12 protein-coding genes are annotated in these 19,527 nt (G+C 61.9%); 3 read left to right on the top strand and 9 right to left on the bottom strand.

All coding sequences use genetic code 11. The annotated features are described in order from the left end of the window. Positions 1–80 precede the first annotated feature (80 nt). Together UCMB321_RS15295 and UCMB321_RS15290 are read right to left on the bottom strand one after the other, a co-directional pair. The gene (locus UCMB321_RS15295; RefSeq protein ID WP_040068241.1) at positions 81–7,400 is read right to left on the bottom strand and encodes an amino acid adenylation domain-containing protein; all 7,320 of its coding nucleotides are present in this window, start codon (positions 7,398–7,400) and stop codon (positions 81–83) included. Between the two features lie 96 nt (positions 7,401–7,496). Next, positions 7,497–8,741: a glycosyltransferase gene (locus UCMB321_RS15290; protein ID WP_040068239.1), complete on the bottom strand. Its 1,245-nt coding sequence runs from the start codon at positions 8,739–8,741 to the stop codon at positions 7,497–7,499. 15 nt (positions 8,742–8,756) lie between these two features. On the opposite strand from UCMB321_RS15290, the gene UCMB321_RS30725 reads away from it, so the two are divergent. Next, a complete protein-coding gene (locus UCMB321_RS30725; RefSeq protein ID WP_157015962.1) occupies positions 8,757–8,918 on the top strand; it encodes a hypothetical protein in 162 nt (53 codons plus the stop codon). Positions 8,919–9,157: 239 nt separating this feature from the next. Here UCMB321_RS30725 and UCMB321_RS15285 read toward each other — a convergent pair whose 3' ends face one another. Beyond that, complete coding sequence (locus UCMB321_RS15285; protein ID WP_040068236.1) at positions 9,158–9,736, bottom strand: membrane protein; 579 nt, start codon at positions 9,734–9,736, stop codon at positions 9,158–9,160. A gap of 5 nt (positions 9,737–9,741) precedes the next feature. Next, a complete protein-coding gene (locus tag UCMB321_RS15280) occupies positions 9,742–10,140 on the bottom strand; it encodes a DUF3224 domain-containing protein (RefSeq protein WP_040068463.1) in 399 nt (132 codons plus the stop codon). A gap of 169 nt (positions 10,141–10,309) precedes the next feature. On the opposite strand from UCMB321_RS15280, the gene UCMB321_RS15275 reads away from it, so the two are divergent. Further along, positions 10,310–11,140 (top strand): helix-turn-helix domain-containing protein, encoded by an 831-nt coding sequence (locus tag UCMB321_RS15275; protein ID WP_040068234.1) that lies wholly within the window; start codon positions 10,310–10,312, stop codon positions 11,138–11,140. A 10-nt stretch (positions 11,141–11,150) separates the two neighbouring features. Here the strand turns inward: UCMB321_RS15275 and UCMB321_RS15270 are convergent, their stop codons facing one another. Beyond that, a complete protein-coding gene (locus UCMB321_RS15270; RefSeq protein ID WP_040068232.1) occupies positions 11,151–12,092 on the bottom strand; it encodes a LysR family transcriptional regulator in 942 nt (313 codons plus the stop codon). 205 nt (positions 12,093–12,297) lie between these two features. Between UCMB321_RS15270 and UCMB321_RS15265 the strand changes: the two genes are divergently transcribed. Then, entirely contained in the window at positions 12,298–13,263 is a 966-nt protein-coding gene (locus UCMB321_RS15265) for a quinone oxidoreductase family protein (protein WP_040068230.1), read from the top strand. A 76-nt stretch (positions 13,264–13,339) separates the two neighbouring features. Here the strand turns inward: UCMB321_RS15265 and UCMB321_RS15260 are convergent, their stop codons facing one another. From UCMB321_RS15260 to UCMB321_RS15245, 4 genes are all read right to left on the bottom strand, one after another. Beyond that, positions 13,340–15,727 (bottom strand): exo-beta-N-acetylmuramidase NamZ domain-containing protein, encoded by a 2,388-nt coding sequence (locus tag UCMB321_RS15260; protein WP_084615046.1) that lies wholly within the window; start codon positions 15,725–15,727, stop codon positions 13,340–13,342. Then, positions 15,679–16,950 carry a putative glycoside hydrolase gene (locus UCMB321_RS15255; RefSeq protein ID WP_040068228.1) on the bottom strand — a complete coding sequence of 424 codons (1,272 nt, stop codon included), beginning with the start codon at positions 16,948–16,950 and terminating at the stop codon, positions 15,679–15,681. The genes UCMB321_RS15260 and UCMB321_RS15255 overlap by 49 nt, the downstream gene beginning before the upstream one ends. Next, positions 16,947–17,753, bottom strand: coding sequence for a polysaccharide deacetylase family protein (locus tag UCMB321_RS15250; RefSeq protein ID WP_040068227.1), 807 nt, complete (start codon positions 17,751–17,753; stop codon positions 16,947–16,949). The genes UCMB321_RS15255 and UCMB321_RS15250 overlap by 4 nt, the downstream gene beginning before the upstream one ends. A gap of 271 nt (positions 17,754–18,024) precedes the next feature. Continuing rightward, a complete protein-coding gene (locus tag UCMB321_RS15245; RefSeq protein ID WP_040068459.1) occupies positions 18,025–19,401 on the bottom strand; it encodes an MFS family transporter in 1,377 nt (458 codons plus the stop codon). Positions 19,402–19,527: the final 126 nt, after the last annotated feature.

The raw sequence follows: 19,527 nt of genomic DNA, 5'->3' as shown, positions 1-19,527 counted from the left end.
TCTCTCGGGCCCGGAACGACCGGGCGTGGGAGCAAGCGGGGCCGTTAAACCCGCTTCGTCACTGCGACCGTCGGTGACGGCTAGGCGGATATTGCTATGGACTCAGCGCTTCTAGCCCGCGCCGCGTCAATTCGTGACTTGATGATTTCACCGACCCGTCCGATATGCGGCTCGCGCATCATGGTCAGATGGTCCCCCTCGACGGCAATTCGCTCCACCTGCGGCGCTATCGAGCGCCATCCACGGTACGGATCGCGAAATGCGGTACCTACCCGCTCATGGGGAGCCTGCAGCACATCGGGCAACTCGACATCCGCGGCGAATAGTGTGAGCGGCAGATCCTGGGGCGCGAATCGGTAGTCCAGCAACGATTGCCAGTTGGCATGAAAGACCCGGTAGAGTTGATCCAGCGCAACCAAGCTGATGCTCGTGTTGAAAATGCCCTGGCTGATGCCGTGCTGTCTAATCGCCGCGAAGGCTTGTGAGTCGCTCATCGAAGAGAAGTCCAGGGCGTGGTAGTCGTAGTCTTTCTGGCCATCGCCGCTGAGCAGTTCCCACATGAACCAATTCATGAGCACGGTGCGTTCTATTTGCACCTCGCCCTGGTCGACGCGCACGATGGTGTCCAGCAGGAACACGTTGTTCAGGCGCCGCCCACGCCGCTTCAACTCGCTCGCCAGCTCATACGCCACCACGCCGCCATAGGACCAGCCGCCAATGTTCAGCGAGCCTTGGGGCGCGACCTGTTCGATGGCATCGGCGTAATGCACCGCCTGGGCCTGCACCGATTGCAACGGTGCGCGGCTATCCCAGGTGCCCGGCGCTTGCAGTGCATACAGGTGAACCTGGTTCTTGAGTACTCGCGCCAGCGCGGCATAGCACAACACGTGTCCACCGATGGGGTGCACCAGGAACAGCGTTGGCATCTGGGTGGCATTTTTGAAGTTCACCAGTGCGCCGGTTCCAGGGGCGGTGGTTTCGCTGCGCCGCAAGATGTCGGCGAATTCGGCAATGGTCGGGGCCTGGATGAAGTCGGACAATGACGGCTCGAAGGCCTGGTGCCTGGCCAGCATGGCAATTAGCCGGACCGCCTTGAGCGAGTTGCCGCCGAGCTCGAAGAAATTGTCGTGGACGCTGATTTCCTCCAGGTCCAGGGTTTCCTGCCAATAGCCCTGCAGCAAGTCTTCCAAGACATTTCGCGGCCCGGTATACGGTCGCTGCAAGGTGTTTTGAACCTCTATCTCTTGCAAGCGCCGGCGATCGATCTTGCCGGTGGGACCCAGTGGTATTTGCGCGATGCCGACCAACGTGTTCGGCAGCATGTAATCGGGCAGCGTCAGGCGCATCTCGGCCTTGAGGCGGTCCAGGTCCAGCTGGCGGCCCGCCATGGGCTGAACGAACCCCACCAGATAGCAACTGCCATCCGCCGCACGCTTGTCGATCACCGCCACTTGCTGGATATCGGCGCCGAACCGAGCGGAGTCGAGCATGGCCACTTCGATCTCGCCCAGCTCGACCCGATAACCGCGAATCTTTACCTGGGCGTCGCTGCGGCCTTGATAGACGAGGTCGCCCGAGGGCAGGTAGAACCCGAGGTCTCCGGTCTTGTATAACCGTCGGGTCTCACCCTCCAGCTGGCGATGGACGAATCGTTCCGCGGTCAGATCGGGTTGATTCCAGTAACCGTTCGCCAGGCACCGGCCTTCGATGAACAGGTCGCCCACGACCCCGATCGGGCATGGGTTGCCCGTCGCGTCCAGGACATGCAGGCGTACCCCGTCGATCGGTGTACCGATCGGTGGCATGCTCGGCCAGGTCGCGGTGGCGCCTTCAAGTCTCAGGCGGGTGACCACGTGGGCTTCGGTCGGACCGTAGTGGTTCTCGAGCTGGCAGTCATCGAGGCCATCCATCAGGTTGCGGATTTCGGCAGTGATTTTCAGCTGTTCGCCGGCCACATTGATCTGGCGCAGCGAGACGGGCCGGATACCCAGCTGCAGGGCGACTTCGGCCAACCCCTGGAAGGCGACGTAGGGCAGAAACAGCCGATTGATGTCCTGGGCGCGGATAAATTTCAGTAACCGAATGAAGTCATGGCGCAGCCCGTCGTCGATCATGACCAGCTGCGCCCCGCACGTCAGGGTCGAGAGAATCTCCTGGAACGATACGTCGAACGATATGGGCGAATATTGCAGCGTTTTCAGCGCTGCTGCCGTATTGGCGCCTTCCGCCTGCTGACGGTTCTGCCAAAGGATCATATTGGTCAATGCGAGGTGCGGCATTGCCACGCCTTTGGGGCGTCCGGTCGAGCCCGAGGTATAGAGCAGGTAAGCGTTATCTTCGTCGACGATTCCTGTGGCAATCGAGGCGACCAGGTCATTGCGCGGCAGGTTGTCGTTGAACTCGGCGACCACACTGTCCCAGTGACGCTGGTCTGCCGTGCTTGCCAGTGCCATCAGCAGGTTCGCGGACGCATCGGCGAACAGCACCAGGCGCGGCTGCGAATCCTCGAGAATCAGCCGGATACGCTCCTGTGGGTAGCTCAGGTCGATCGGTACATAGGCGGCGCCGGCCTGTATCACACCAAGCAGGGCAACGATCAGGTCGGGCGAGCGTGGCATCATGAGGGCGACCCGATCTCCCTGACCGATACCGTGTTGGTGCAGCCAACTCACCAGTTGTGCGCTGGCGTTCGCCAGCTGGCGGTACGACAGGCGGTTGTGCTCGAAACTCACGGCGGTCCGTTCGCCATGACGTGCGAAGCTGTCCAGTAGCAAGGTCGAAAGATTGCGCCGAGGGACTGTCGTGACCGGCGTCGGCAGGGTTCGCTCGAGGCTCGGCAGCCAGGCCGGTATGCGTGGCGTGGCGTGGGGGGCGGCGATCATCGATTCAAGCGTGCGCAACAGGTAGTCGGCATAGGCCTCGACCTGGCTGGTGGCGACGCGCGCGGTTCGATAGTCCATTTTCAACATCAGAGAACCGTTGGCGGGGTGACGGCCCGTCGTGGTCAGCAAGTCATAGTTACTGGCCTCCGTGGTTTCCCAGTTAGTGAGGATTTCCTTGCCCGGCGCCAGCATGTCGTCGAGCACATGAAAATCGACGTAGTTGAACACCACGTTCAAGGTGATGGAGGTTTCGCGGTGAATCAGTGCGAACGGATAGCGCCGATGGGCAAACACTTGCTGCTCCTGGCTCATCACCCCGCGGATCACCTCGAGCCAATCCTGGCCCAGGGTGCTGAAGCGCACGGGCAGGGTATTGAGGAACAAACCCAGAACCGAGGCGGCGTCCTCGAATTCCGGCCGACCATGGCTGATGACACCGCACAGCACTTCTTGCTGATTGGACAGAATGGCTTGCGCGAAACCGTGAGCCGCCAGCAATACAGCGCGCAACGGCAGGTCCTGGGCGCGGCAGAACGCTTCGAGCCGGGCCACATCCACTGCGGGTATTGCTCGATAGGCCGAGCGGTGCGGCGTTGAGTCCGGGGCAACCCCATGGACCCAACTGGTCATGGCGGCGACAGGGGCGTCGTGCAGGTATTCGCTCCAGAACCGGCCATGGGCCTCGTTTGCCATCGCCTGCCGTTCCAGGCCGATGAAGTCGGCAGGTGTGGTGGTCAAGGCCGGCAGTGCGTCCGCATCTTCCTCCGAGGTGTACAGCGTGATCAGGTCACGCAGCAACGTGGCGACGCTCCAACCGTCGAGCAGCGCATGCTGGAAACTGAACACCAGGTCGATGTCATCCGCCGCGACGAATATGCCGAACTGGTACAGCGGCGCCTGCTGCCAGTCTTGGCGATGACGCTTGCGTTCATCCACATAGGCGGCTACGGCGTTCGAACGCTCATGGGGGCTCAGCGATACGACGTCGATGACCTGCACCGGCGACGCGACCGTCGTGTGCACCCGGGCCATGGGCACTTCGGCATGGCCGACATCGAACGACATGCGCAAGGCCGGGTGGCGCTGGATCAGGGCGCGACAAGCCCGGTCCCAGGCAGCGGCATCCCAACGCAGGCGCAGGCGATAGCGGAAAATGTCGTGATAGATCGCCGACTCCGGGTGCATCATCGCGTGGTAGATCATCCCGACTTGCAGCTGCGAAGCCGCGAATACGTCATCGAACAGGCCTTTGCTGGCCAGGCGGATCGCTTCCGGCACCTGGGCAAAAGGCGCGGTGCGCGCCAAGGGCGCCAGACTCGTCGACGGACCGCCTTGCGCCTGGACGCTCTGGGCCAGTCGAGCGATGCTCGGATGCTGATAGATCTGTGCCAGCGTCAGCGCAATCCCTTGCTCGCGGGCCTTGACCTGCAAGTGAATAACTTTCAGGGAGTCGCCACCGAGCATGAAATAGTTGTCGTGGATACCCAGTGCGGCGCACTTGAGGTTGTCCCGCCAGAGGTCGGCCAACGACTGTTCCAAGGCGCTGCGTGGCGCTGTTCCGTCGCTACCGCCCAGGGCTTCTTCGGGTTCGGGCAGGGCCTTGCGGTCCAGCTTGCCGTTTACGTTCAATGGAAACCGCTCGAGCTGGATCAGGTACCGCGGCACCATGTAGTCGGGCAACTGCTGGCGCAAGGTCTCATGCAAGTGCGGCGCTGAAAGCACGCACCCCGGCTCGCCCACCAGATAGGCGCAGAGGTAGGTATCCTCCGCCGACGCCTGACGAGCGATCACCAGCGCATCCTTGATACCTTCGCAAGCGCCAAGTCGCGCTTCGATCTCGCCAAGCTCGATGCGCAGGCCGCGAATTTTCACCTGGAAATCGTTACGCCCCAGGTACTCGATGCTGCCATCGGCCAACCAGCGGCCCAGATCGCCGGTCTTGTACAGGCGCGCCTGGGGGGCGGCCTGGAAGGGATCGCGGATAAATCGCTCGGCCGTCAGCTCCGGGCGATTCAGGTAGCCCCGCGCGACACCGATCCCGCCGATGTGGAGCTCCCCGGCGATCCCTGGCGGTAGCAGTTGCAGGTTCGCATCGAGGATATGCAGTTGGGTATTGGCGATCGGCTTGCCGATAGGCACGATGCCTTCGTGCAAGCCCGGGCGGCAATGCCAGGACGTGACGTCGATAGCCGCCTCGGTGGGGCCGTAGAGGTTGTGCAGCCGCACCGCCGGCCAGTGTTCGAAAAACCGTTCCTGCAAGGCATGAGGCAAGGCTTCGCCACTGCACAGGACCTGCTTCAGATCAGGCAGGCGTTGCGGCTCTGCCTGGTCGAGAAACAGCTGCAACATCGACGGGACGAAATGCACCAGGGTAATGCCGGTGCTCGCCATGATGTCCATCAGATAGCGGGGATCCCGATGCCCGCCAGGGGCGGCGACCACCAGCTGCGCGCCACTGAGCAGTGGCAGGAAAAACTCCCAGACGGACACATCGAAACTGAACGGGGTCTTCTGCAGGAGGCGGCTGTGCTCATCGATCCCATAAGCGTCGCGGGCCCAAAGCAATCGGTTGACGACCCCGTCATGCTGGTTCATGACCCCTTTAGGCAGGCCGGTGGAGCCGGAGGTGTAAATCACATAGGCGAGGTGCCGGGGCGTCAAGCCGAGCGCCGTGGCGTGCGGATTGTGTTCCGCTTGCCGGGACAAGCGCTCACGGTCGGTATCCAGGCACAGCACGGACGTCGTCACGGCGGGCAGGCTCGTCAGTAGTGCACGGGTGGTGATCAGCGCGCTTGGCAGGCTGTCGTCCAGCATGTGGCGCAAGCGTTCGATCGGATAACCAGGATCCATGGGAACGTAGGCGCCACCCGCCTTGAGAATGCCCAGCAGACCCACCACCATTTCCAGGCTGCGCTCCAGACAGATGGCGACTCGGGCGTCCGGGCGAATGCCCGCTTCGAGCAGGGTGTGGGCCAACTGATTGGCTTGGCGGTTCAGTTCGCCATAGGTCAGCGTCTGATCTTCAAAGCGTACGGCTATCGCTTCCGGGCGCGCGGCGGCCTGGGTTTCGATCAACTTATGCAGCAGCGGCTCTGCAGGGTAGTCGACGCCGGTGCGATTCCACTCATCCAGCATTTGCCGGCGTTCAGTGGCCGGCAGAAGATCGAGGGCCTTGACCGGCACATCGAAATCAGCGACGACGCTCTGCAGGATGCTCATGAAGCGCTGTTGCAGCGCCTCGATCTGCACCGCATCGAAATAGGCCTCGTTGTAGATGAAATGCATCCACACATCGTCGTCCGCCGCGGCCTCGCGTACATGCATCGCCAGTGGCTGTTGTTCGTATCCATTGCTGAGCTTGACTGGTTGCGCAGGGGCCGGACCGTACCAGGTGTCCTGGTCGAGTTCGTGGGACACCACCAGGTCGAACAACTGCCGCCGTCCCAGGTTTTGCAGCCCGAGTTCACGGTTGAGTTCGCTCAACGGAAACCGTTGATGGCGGTAGTCCTGCTTGAGTGTCTGGGCAATCTTTCTGACCAGCTCGCTAAAGGCCAGGTCGGTACCCAGGCTGAGGCGAGCCGGGCTCATGCCGACGAACAAACCCAGCGTGGCTTTGTGCACGGCATTGGCGCGGTTGAGGACTGGCAGGCCGATCACCACCTCATCACGTTGGGCGATGCGCGTAAAATAGCTGTACAGCGCACCTAGCATCACGTGGAACACCGTCGCCTGGCCAGAGGTCTTCGCCAGTTCGCCGAGGCGATTGTAGAGCGCGCGTGGCAGGCGCCAGGCATGGTTCTGGCTGGGTGCCAGGCGTTGGCCGAATCGGCTTTCATAGTGGGGTGCCAGCAGCGGCTCGGGCAGGCTGCGATATTTATCCAGCCAGTACTGGCGCTGGCGCTGAAAGGACGGCGAGTCCCTGTCGGTACCTTGCTGTTCGACATGCGCCTGGTAAGTCGGCGCGCATACCGTACTGTCCTGTTGATCCTGGAGTGCGGTATAGGCCTGGCTGATCGCCCGACCCATCATGGCGAAGGCCCAGCCGTCGACGATCAGATGATGACAATTGGCGAAGAAGTAGTAGAGCCCCTCCCGGACCTTCAGCAGGGCCATGCGCAACAGCAAACCGCCGTCAAGGGAAAACGGGGTCTGCAGGTCTTCTTGCATCAAGGCCAGTGCGGCGGCCTCTGGAGCGTCATGTCCTGACACATCGAACCGGGCCAGCGGCACGCTGACCGATGCCAGGAAGCGTTGTCGCGGCAGGGGATGCCCGGGCGATCCGGGTTCCAGCTGGATACGCAGGGCGTCATGGCCGTCGACGACCTGATCTATGGCTTGTTGTAGCCTTGCGGCATCGACCGTACCGTTGATCCGGGCATAGCCGCCGATGTTATACAAAGGGATCTCGCCGTGCAGAGTCTGGTCCAGCCAGATATCCAGTTGGGGAGCGGTAAGTGGGTAGAGCAGAGGCTCTCCACTGGAAGCGGGCATGGCCTGGGCCATAGTCTGGTTGTGCATGTTCGTCGTCCTTGTTCGAAACTCGACAGGAAAAGGAAACGGCTGACCGTTCACTCCCTGTCACTGATCATCCCTGATGAGGCTTTGCCGTACGTCTCAGCGCGAGGTGAGCGCCTCGACTTGCAACGCTGCCGCTTGACATGCCGCTTCACCGCTTGGCATCTGTGTGCGATAGCGCTCGCAGCGGGCGCGCACTGCATGACTGTTCAACACCTTATCCAGCGCCGTGGCCAGCGACTCGGCGGAGGCAGGGGGGAGTATCCGCACGCCGCACCCCAAGCGCTCCATTCGCGCGGCGTTGTCGAACTGATCATGGGCAAACGGCGTGGCGACTTGCGGTACTCCGGCTGCTATCGCCAACGCAGTGGTCCCGACGCCACCGTGATGCACCAGTGCCGAACTCTGCGGCAGGATGCGACTCATCGGCACGTAGCGCCGCACCAGAATCCTGCTTCCGGCGGCCAGGGTCGGGTCTACCGGTTGGTTGGTCAGAAACACTCCGCGGCGTTTGATCAACTTGAGTGCACCAACCGCAGCGGCAAAATACTGGCCGCTGTCGACCATGGTCGAACCCGGGGTAAACACGACCGGTGAGGACTCATTCAAGAAGTCCGCGAGTTCGGTATCCGTCTGCAGGAAACCGGACTCATCGAACAACGGGAACCCGGTCAGTACTGTCTGGGCAGGCCAGTCGCGTTGCACGGGGGCGAACCACTCTGGAAACAATCCCAATACTCGATCTGGAGAGGAGATCCACTGGCTGATAATGCGTTTGGCCGATGGCAAGCCCAGTTCATTGCGAAAGCGATTGAGTTCCGGCGCCATGGCCCGATCAAGAAAGGTGCGCTCTATAAAACCCATTAACATGCGTTTTACGGGATAAGGCAAAAAGGCCGGCAAATTCGTTCCCGGTGGAGAGGTGGCGGGGGCGGCCGGCGACCAGAAGCCGAACGGCGACACTTGCGCGGTGATCAGCGGGACGCCGTGTTTTTCCTGGAGCAGGCGGGCGGAAAACGCCCACAAGGAACCCAGCATGACGGTCTGGTCGTCACACGCTTGCTCCAGCAGCCGATACTGTTCGCGCAACGTACTGGCGACGGTTTTCCATAGGGTGGGAAGCGACGTCCGTGGATGCCATAACGCCGGGTCAGCCATGACCGCGTCATATTCCTCACGGGTACCCAGTGGCAAGAACTTGAAGCCACAGCGCTCGATCAACGGTGCGAACGCTGCGCTGGCGCAAAACGTAATTCGATGCCCGCGTGCTGCGAGCGTGCGGCCGATCCCGACAAAGGGGTGAACGTCACCGGCTGAGCCGATGGCGGTAATGATCACATGCATAAGAATCCTTCTTGAATGATCGTGCCATTGCAGGGCATCGATGTGTCCATTGGTGCGGCTGGCAGTTTTTCAGCGGTAGGTGGTCGTTTCCCTGTTGAAGAGGAAGAGAGCAAGGAGGGCAGGAGAGAATGGTTTTGCTCTGAGCACGTGATGTGTCAGGTAGTTGAATATAAGTGATGTTTTATTGGTTTCTGTTATATCAATACTTCACCGTCACATCTTATTGCTCAGTGCATCGCTCAATCGATTTGACGGGGATGGATTATTTAAATCTACAGGTTTACAGCTGTCTGTAGGGAAAAACAGGGACATTTCAGGTTTGCCTTGCTTTTTTATCGCGCAAGGGAAAAACGCGGATCAGCGGTTTGATGAGGCTGGTGGTGGAGAGGGGGAGTCAAGTCCAGATGGCTGGTTTTTCAGTGCACGCCGCGCGCCGCATCCCAGATGTCCTGCGCGCCTAGACCGGCATGCCAGGTTTCGAATTGGGACCGCCATTGTTCGAAGGGGGGACCCAGCGGATGACGAGGGTCACCGCTCAGTGAGTACGCCATGCCTTCGACCAGCCATTTTGGCTGGGTGGCGACTGCCAGGTTTCCGAGCGTTTCCGCCTGTCGATAGTGGATCAGTTCGTGAGCCAGATAAAACGCTTTCCAGCCGCGAGGGGCAACGATCAAACCCACATTCCCAACGGCGGCTGCCGCGCGTTGTCCAAGTCCGAAGGATTCAGCGCAGGCATCAGTCGTGCAAAACACGACACGAGGCACGCTTCGAAATGGCCCGACGGCAGTGGCTGCCGTTGCATATCCTTCGTTGTACAGTTGTTGGGCGTTGCTTAATTGCGCAACGCTGTCCGTGCAGATATTCGGCAGTGGGCAAGTTATTTCCGGAATGAGCAAGGGGGCAACGACTCGGAGCGGCTTTACGAACGCCAGCACGGCAGCGGGTAACGTCAATACGGTGATGGCCGATATCAGGATTATGCGTTTCAGCTTCATACTATTCAGCGCGCGGGCATGAGTTGATAGTTGAACAGATAGTAGTGCCGCCCATCACGAATATCTATTTCCATCGTACCGCCGAGTCCCTCCAACTCGCCGGTACCCGAGTCAGGTACGACCTGAACGGTCAGTGTTCGCTGGCCTCTGTCCATACTCCCCCAATGCATCAACACAAAGCTGCCTGGCCTTCCCGCCAGATGGCCCTCGACCCGCTCCATCGCCACATAGCCGGCCGATCCCGGGGTTGTCGAGAGGGAGGCAAGCATCTCTCCCAGGCTATGAGCCTCCAGGTCCCCCTGAAACGTTTTGTGTATGGCCTTTCTACTCAGTTGAGCGGCCTCGGTACCTGGCGCAACGGAGTGGCTGGGTAGTTGGACGTCGAACGTTCCCTTGGCTTGCATGCTGTCATCCCCATGAACAGTCCAGGTCATGCTGAACCGGACCCTGTTGTTGTCGACGCCAATCCCTCGACTGTTTACAGTCAGCCTCTGCCGGAATCAGCGGCCTGTTTGACCGGTCCACACAGTCGGACCTGTCCCTGATTTGCATTGGAGCAGATGGCGATCGAAGATGATTGGAAAAACACGACTGGCAGCGACTGCTATCTCGGAGCCCGCCCGAGGCGTCCTTAATCAACGATTGAAGAGTTCGCAGTTCACTCACCTTCGCGAGGCACCATCAGGCCAGCTGGCGGAATGGGTCGAACATTATTGGCATGTCAGCTGGAATCTCGGTGATCAGCCGGCACAGCAACAGGAAACCCTGCCTCACCCCAATGTGCATCTCGTAGTGGAAAGGGGTCAGGCCCATGTATGGGGACCCCGTCGTTCCCGCTTCAGCAAGACGCTGTCCGGCAACGACTGGGCGTTTGGCATCAAGTTTCGTCCCGCCGCATTCCAACCTTTTCTGGGCGGACCGGTCAGCCGCCTGGCCAATCGATCGATCCCGGCCTCCGAGGTCTTCGGGGCGCTGATCGACAGGTTGGCCGAGCACCTCGAATGTCCGGGGATGGCCAGCCTGTGTGAGCTATCGGAAGCGTTGCTGTGTGCCTGCCTACCGCAACCCGATGAGCGTGTACAACGGCTCAATGACCTTATCGCCCAAGTCGCGTCAAACAATAGTCTGACGACGGTGGCACAGCTCAGTGAGCTGTCCGGTTTCAGCGAGCGGCAGTTACAACGCTTGTTTGCCCACTACGTGGGTGTCAGTCCAAAGTGGGTGATTGCCCGATACCGGTTACATGAAGCGCTGGCCCTACTGCAGAGCGGCGAAGCCAGGCCGGGGACAGAGCTCGCGCTCAAGCTGGGTTATTTTGATCAGGCACACTTCATCAGAGACTTCACTCGGATGATCGGCCTGGCACCCGCGAAATATGTCCAGACACACACCGATGGCCAGTGATCGGTTCAGCCTAGGTGCGGGGGGCATGGATCGGTCTGGTCGCCCGTTGCTCTTCCGGAAGCGCCTCGAACAGCTGCACCATCCAATCGACGAAAACCCGTAGACGTGCGCTCAAGTGCCGGTTCGGCGCGTAGATGATCGATATGGGCACCGAATCGGTGGGCCAGGCAGTCAGCAACGGGACCAAGGTACCCGCGTCGATATGAGGCTGGGCGACAAGACGCAGGGTATGCAGGATGCCGAGCCCGGCGAGTCCGGCTGCCAGCGCGGCATTCCCGTCATTGACCGACACAAGATAGTGGCCCTGCACGGTGATCTGCTGCGCATCGGCGTTGAGCACGATCGGCGATTTACGCCCGGAACCGGCATAGACGTAGCGGACCAGGGTGTGTCCGACCTCCAGATCCGCCGGGAGCTCGGGCGTCCCGTGTTTTCTCAGATACTGCGGGGTTGCGCACAGGACAAACGGCAGATCACCGAGAGGGCGTACGACCAGCGAGGGATCCGTGAGGTTGCCGGCGCGCACGGCGCAGTCGACCCGGTCGTTGATTAAGTCGATCGGCCGATCACTGGCGCCAATGTCCAACTGCAGCTCAGGGTAGCGTTCGTGGAATGCCGGCAGCGCAGGAATCACCAACTGGGTGGCGATCATCGAGCCCATGTCGACCCGTAGTCGACCGCGGGGGCGCCGTCGAGCACTGGTCAGGTCTGCTTCCGCTTCCTGCCACTGCTCCAGGATACGCGACATGCGTTCCTGATACGCCGCCCCCTCGCTGGTCAATGCGACGCGCCTGGTTGTCCGATTCAACAGCTTGACTTGCAGGTGCGCCTCGAGCGCCTGGACCAATTTCGTCACCGTGTTGCGAGGCAGCTCCAACGAATCCGCCGCCTTGGTGAAGCTGCCGGTTTCCACCACACGTATGAAGGCGCGAACGGCGCTCAGTTGGTCCATGGCATCTCTCGAATCAATTCATGGGGACGCTCATTATCACCTAAACAGGAACACTGGTGCGCCAAAGCTGACATTTATCAGTCTGGTTGAAGACAATAAGATCAGTGCCATACCCGCTTGGCGCGCTCTGGAACGCAAGAGCGGGATGAAAGATCGATGCCCGGCTTGGCCGGCATTCCAACCTTCATTGAACGCGAGATAAGTCATGGCACAGCATATTCGTATTTCTAAAACCGGAGCCCCCTCGGTCCTGCAGCATGAGAACGTCGAGGTTGGCGAACCCGGTGCGGGCCAAGTCCGGCTCAAGCAGGAAGCCGTTGGCGTCAACTTTGTCGACACGATGTTTCGAGACGGTACCTTTCCGGTACCGCTTCCCTTCACCCCCGGCGTTGAGGGCGCGGGTGTCATCGAGGCCGTTGGCGCGGGTGTCACCCATGTGAAGGTCGGGGACCGGGTCGGCTATTGGTTTGCGCTGGGTGCCTACGCCGACGAACGCCTCGTCGAGGCCGAGGCGCTGGTGAAGCTGCCGGCGGGGGTGTCGAGCGAGCAGTCTGCTGCGATCTTCACCAAAGGCTTGAGCGCGTGGGCATTGGTCAAGCAAGTCCATGTCGTGAAACCGGGCGAGACCGTGCTGGTTCACGCCGCGGCGGGCGGCGTAGGGTCACTCGTTGCATTGTGGGCGCAAGCGCTCGGTGCGAAGGTCATCGCAACGGTTGGGAGCCCCCACAAGATGAAGGCTGTCCGCGAGCGTGGCATCGAACAGGTGCTCGACGTCAACGATGCGGATCTGGTCGCCAAGGTGAGGGCGTTGAATGGCGGTCACGGCGTCGATGTCGTCTACGAGCTTGTCGGCGCGACGACTTTCACCGCATCGGTGGCGTCGGTTCGCGACGGGGGTGACCTCGTGCACCTGGGCAACGCGTCGGGACCCGCGAAGGTCGACAAGGCGGCTCTGGAGGCGCGCGCCATTCGTTATGTCCAGCCCGTCACTGGCCAGGTGGTGAACAGTCGCGCGATTCTGGATGCCGCGAGCCGGGAGCTCTTTGCGGCTCTGCAGGACGGCATCTTCGGTCAACTCCCCATCACGCGATACCCGCTTCGCGAGGTTGGCCGCGCCCATGAGGACATCGCGGCACGGCGGGTGACGGGGTCGGTGATCCTGATGCCTTGAGCGCTTCCAAAGGCCGGGCCTTGGTTTCAGCCCGGACCTCGGCGGTGACGGATAAACGCCTCCGGCATCGTCGAGATCAGTAGTACAAGCTCTCCTGCCGCAGTCGCGCGAAGTGCTCCAGCGCTGTGGCATCGAGCGCTTGCGCCGCATCAGCCGTCGCACCGTCGTGAATCGCTTGCCACACGGCCTGCGAGCCGACTGACGCGCGGGTCGCCGCCAGATCGAAGGTCTCGGGGTAGAGCGCGTGCAGGGTGGCGAGCAGCGTCAAGCCCAGGCTGGCGACGGGGTGGGGTAGGGATGCCGTGTCGCGCGTGATGCTCACGCCATGACAGAGTCTGCCGCGCCAGGTTGACTCGGTGGGAACGAAGTCGACCGCCTCGAAATGCGCGCCCGTATCAAGCGCATTCAGCGCGTTGGCCAGTCGAGTCGCGTCGATCCACGGCGCGCCGATCCACTCGAACGGATGCGCGGTACCGCGGCCCACACTCAGGTTCGCGCCTTCGAGCAAACCGACATCCGGGTACAGGTCCAGCTGGGGCAGTGTGCGCAGGTTCGGCGACGGCGGCACCCAACCGAGACCGGTGTCGGCAAACGTCATCGCACGGCGGTACCCCTGCATCGGCACGACGCGCAGATCCGCACCGATGTGCTTGTTGCGATTGAAAAGATTCGCCAGTTCGCCGAGCGTCATGCCGGGTACCAGCGGTGCCGGGAAGTAGCCGGTGAATGATTCGCGGCGGCTGTCCAGCACCGGTCCACCGAAGCGCTGCGCGCCGAGCGGGTCGGGCCGGTCCAGCACAAACAGCGGGATGCCACGCGCCGCCGCGGCTTCGAGCGCGTAACCCAGTGTCGTTTCATAGGTGAAGAAGCGTACGCCGGCATCCTGGATATCGAAGACCAGTGCATCCAGTCCACGGAGCGAATCGCTCGGGAAGCGCCGCGTCGCGCCGTAGAGACTGTGTATGGTGAGGCCTGTCGCCGGGTCGAGCACGTCGCCGACCCGCTCGTCCACGTCGGTGTTCAGCCCATGCTCCGGCGAGAACAAGGCGGCCAGCGTGACGCCTGGCGCGTGGGCGAGTACGTCGACGGTGCGCCTGCCCTCGGCGTCGAAGCCGCTGTGATGGGTGAGCAGGCCCACGCGCAGGCCGGCAAGCGGAGCAAACTGCTGTGCTTCAAGCACGTCGATGCCGGCCTGTACCGGGCCTGTCGAGGTCGGCAGGCGCTCGGCGGCCCGCAGGGCCGGCAACGTCGACGGCAGCAACCGGCCGATCTGCGCGGCGCTCATCGGCGGGGTCCGGCTTGCCAGCAGCGCGAGCAACTGCGCACGCAATGGGCGGGCATCACCGCCGCCGCGCGGATACACGCGGTTGCTCAGGATGACGATGAACTGATGGGTCACCAGATCGACCCACAGCCCCGTACCGGTATATCCGGTGTGGCCGATGACGCCGATCGGCGGCAGGCGGTCATGGTTCGACACCAACGGTGCGGCCAGTTCCCAGCCGAGACCGCGCCACGGTACGGCCGAGAGCGGCGGGGCGGCAGCGGTGAGCGCGGCGATGCTCTGCGGTTGCAGAATCCGCGTGGCGCCCGCGTGTCCATCGTTCAGCAGCATCTGGGCGAAGCGGGCAAGGTCGTCCGCCGTGGAAAACAGCCCGGCGTTGCCGGAAACGCCATCCATCCATTGGGCGGTCGGATCGTGCACCTGACCGCGGCGTACGCGGCTGCTGTCGGCGAGCGTCGGCGCGGTGCGTGCCGTTCGCCCGGCGTCCGGCAGAAAGAGCGTGTCGCGCATGCCCAGCGGCGCGAAGATGTGAGCCTGGCAATAGGCGTCGAGCGGACGCTGGCTGATGCGCTCGACCAGTTCGCCGAGCACCACGAAATTCAGGTCACTGTAGATGACCCGTTCACCCGGCGCGCTGCGCGGGCGCTCTGCGGCGATCGCCTTCAGCACGCCTTCGCGGCCCGGTTGCGCGGGGCGTGCGGACAGGTCCGGGCGTAGCCCCGAGGTGTGGGCGAGCAGGTCATGCACGGTCACCGCTTCTTTGCCGTTCGCCGCGAAGGCGGGCCAGTACCGCGTAACAGGGGCGTTCAGGTCGATGCGGCCGGCTTCGGCCAGTTGCATGATCGCCGTGGTGGTGGCGATGACCTTGGTCAGCGAGGCGAGATCGAACTCGGTGTTCAGCGTCATCGCTTCGCGGTCCGGGAGGGTCGCGCGCAGTCCGAAGGCTTCGCGGTAGAACACGTGGGTGGCGTCCCCGATCAGCACCACGGCCCCCGGGATGCGTCCGGCGGCGATCTGTCCCTCGACGATCTGCGTGGCTTGCAGGCGCGCTGCCGTATCGAGATCGGCGGCACCGGCCAGCTGCGCCGTCGCCAGGGCGCCCAGCAGCGCCCAGTGCTTCAGCACGCCGATCAGTGCTGCGGTAAATCGGCGGCGTCGTAGTGATTGTGCGGGTTCCATAACATCCATCCATCGCTGTCGGCGGCGTCGGCGGCCTGTATCTGCGCATTGATTGCCGTGGCGTCAAACACGCGATGATCGAACGCATAATCGCGAAAGGCCTGTAGCCACGGACGAAAGCGCACGCCCGGCAGACGGGTGCGCTTCACGGCCTCCGCCAGGGAGCGTCTGATGATCTGGCCGGGATCGGTGACCGGGTCGCTCAAGCCCGGCAGGCCCCAGGCGAAACCGGACGGGTAGAGCATCGGCGAAATATAGTCGAGCGGTGCGCCGAGCGTTTCGAGTTGCTGGCCGATCGCGGTATCGTCGAGATTCCAGCTGACGTAGCCGAAGATATCCGCGGAGACGAACACGTTGTAGGGCGCCAGGCGCGTGCGTGCGTTCTGCAGGAAGCCGACGATCGCCGCCGTCCGGTTGCGCCGGGTGCTCGGCTGGGCAAAGCGCAACCCGCCCTTGTCGGGAAAGCGCACATAGTCGAACTGGATCTCGTCGAAGCCCATCCGTGCCGCCTCTTCGGCGACATCGATATTGTGCTGCCAGACGTCGGGGGAAAACGGGTCCATCCATTGTAACTGCTCGCCATCGCGCCACGGTTCGCCCTCCGTGGTGTGCACGCTCCATTCCGGATGCGCGTTGGCGAGCGGGTCGTCCTTGAACACCACAATGCGTGCGATCAGGTACAGGTGCTGCTCATGCAGCCTGGCCAACAGCGCAGGAAAGTTCCGTAGCTGTGGTGCACGTGTGCTCACCCGGGCCGCCGCGCCGATCTTCTCGCGGGCCACACTGCGATAGGCTGTCAGGCCGCGGTCACCCTTGACGTCGATCACCAAGGCATTGATCACGCTGCTGTCGGCAAGGCTGATGGCCTTGTTGCGCAGCGTCGCGTTGGTTATGCCGAACACCGACAGATAGACGGCTTTCGGTCGAAACGGGGTCAACACCAGCGTCAACGGCGTTTCGTCGGAGACCGTCGCTTCCGTGCGCAGATAGCCTGGCGCGCGGGCTCCGACGCTCGTGACCGCCTCTGTGGTCTCGAATCGCCCGTCTTCGTCGGTACGGATCACCCCGGCAGTTGTCGTGACGATTGCGCCGACGACCGGGTTCTGCGTGCTTGAGTCGAGCACGACACCGCTGACGGCCAGGGCGCCTCGACCTGTCAGCAGGGCGGCGATGGCGAGCAGCGCCGGGATTGTGTATCGCTTCAGTGGGCGCCGGAAGGTCATTGTGGGTTTCCTGGCATGGGTGGGGTGTTCGGTTCGCCGAGCAGGTGCGCGAACGCGTTGGCACCATAGGCATCGATCATCAGGAAACGCGGCAGTGCGAGTAACCGTGAGTGGCGGTCAGCCTTGCGCGCGTCCAGCGTAAAGGCGGCCACGTAGTGCTCGTCGGCAGCGAGCGCGATCAACTCGTCGTCGTAAATGCCGAACGGCCACGCGAGCATGTCGACCGGAGCACCGGTTTGCGCCTCGAGACGGCGGCGCGAATGGTCGAGTTGCGCGCGCACGAACTGCTGGAAGTCCGCGGGTGTACGCTGTCTGCGCTCGACCTTGAAGTTGGGATGCCAGTAGGTGTGCGACTGGATGTCGATGAGCCCGGTCTGTTTCAGGGTGCGCAATTGCTCCCAGGTCAGCGCATAGGAGGCGTTCGAGATCGCCGACGGGTAGATGAACAGCGTGATCGGAAACCGCTCGCGCAGCACGATGGGCAGCAGTTTCTCGAATACCGAACGATGCCCGTCGTCCACCGTGATCACCACCGGCTTTGGCGGCAGCGTCACATTGGGATCGCGCAGCCAGTCGACCACCTCACGCAGCGGGACGATCTGGTAACCCCGCTCGTGCAGGACGCGCAACTGGCTCTCGAAGGTGTGCATGCGCACGGTCATCGAGTCGTCCGCCGTATCGGAAAAACGGTGGTAAACGAGGATCGCGACGTGCGGTTCGGCGCTCTGTGCGGCGCCGTCCGCGCCCCAGGCAAGCCCGCAGAGACATGCCAGCACGACACACAGCGTGAATTTTGCGCACATGTCGCGGCTCCCGCACGAGTCGTTTCCACTCGCGTCATCCCTCTCGCGCAAGCGAGGCGCATCCAGTGTGCGTTGAGCGCGGCATCGTCCAGATGATGCAAATCAAAGCGGTGTGGCGTGGCCTTGCCCGGAGTGTCGATTTGATCTACTTCAAGGTTAGCTCATGGTGCGATGACGCTGAGCTAACATTTCATCAATCGGCTACGTCACCATCAAGTCCCGACGGCGCTGGAAAGCTGCCATGGATCATCATGGGCCCTTTCAAGTCGCGTCAGATTCTCGCGGCGTATGGCTTTACACAACTCTTGAGCCCCGTGCGTTCTTCAATTTCACCTGAACCGCTGATGTATCCATAGCGTGACAGGTTCGGCATCAACATCGAGGCGATGAAGGTGATGCTCAGGACCGCCGCGACGTAGACGAAGAAATATGCCTCGATACCCTGTGATCGAAGCGACAAGGCGACGTATTCGGCGGTGCCGCCGAACGCTGCATTGCCGACGGCATAGGGAAAGCCCACACCCAATGCCCGTACCGCTGGTGGGAAGAGTTCGGCTTTGACGATTCCGGCAACCGGGGTGTAAAACGACGCAATGACTAGGCCGCCAAGTACCAACAGGAAGGCCGTAAATGGGCTGGTGATTGACTGCAGCGAATAAAGCAGTGGGATCACCAGTACCATGGCCAGCCCGGAAAACATCAGCATGTGCGTCTTGATCCCGACACGGTCGGCGAGCAAACCAAACAGGGGTTGGCAGAACATGAAGCCGACCAGGGCCGCTGTCATGATGAAGCTGACTGTTTCCGGGCTGAAGCCCGCGGAGATCACCAGGAACTTCTGCATGTAGGTGGTGAAGGTGTAGAAATACAGCGAGCCACCGATGGTGAACGCCACCACCAAAGCGACGGCCCGTTTGTGTTTGAACAGGCCGCGCAGGGAGCCGGCACCTTTGCGGGTCATGTCTTTTTTGGTGGCGGTTTCATGCATCGAGCGCCGCAGATACACCACGACGATTGAACTCAGGGCACCGATGAAGAACGGAATCCTCCAGCCCCATGTGTGCAACGCCTCGGCGCTGAGGGCTTGTTGGAGAATGACCACGGTCATTAAGGCCAGCAGCTGACCCGCGATGATGGTGAGGTACTGAAAGGATCCATAGAAGCAGCGACGCCCGGGTGTCGCGATTTCGCTGATGTAGGTGGCGCCGGTGCCGTACTCCGCACCGACGGACAGGCCCTGAATCAGTCTGGCGACTACAAGTAGAATCGGCGCTGCAACCCCTACGGTGTCGTAGGTCGGCATGATGGCGATCAGCAGTGATCCGGCGCACATCATGAACACCGAGATGATCATCGAGACCTTGCGGCCGCGAGTGTCAGCGAGCCAGCCGAAAATCCAGCCGCCGAGTGGACGCATGAAAAAACCAACAGCGAAAACACCGGCGGTTGCCAGTAGTTGGCTGGTGGTGTCCCCTTTGGGGAAAAACGAGGCGGCAAAGTAGATGGCGGTATAGGCGTAAATGAAAAAGTCGTACCACTCCACCAGATTGCCTGAGCATGCCCCGACGATGGCCTTTATGCGGCTCGGGGTGTTCAGGGGGGCGGTCTCGGCAGCGTGGTCTTCCGAGCCTGTGATTGATGTCGACATGATGTTCACCCTTTCTTCAAGGCGAGGCGAAACGAGGCGTACGCTGATGCGCACCCGACGTGACGACTCTATGGGTTGATGGGTTTAACGAAGAGGCGTGAATCCGCTCTTTGCCTGGTTTTCTGA

It is taken from the genome of Pseudomonas batumici, assembly GCF_000820515.1.
Lineage (GTDB): Bacteria > Pseudomonadota > Gammaproteobacteria > Pseudomonadales > Pseudomonadaceae > Aquipseudomonas > Aquipseudomonas batumici.
This window is presented reverse-complemented; position numbering and strand designations above follow the sequence as displayed.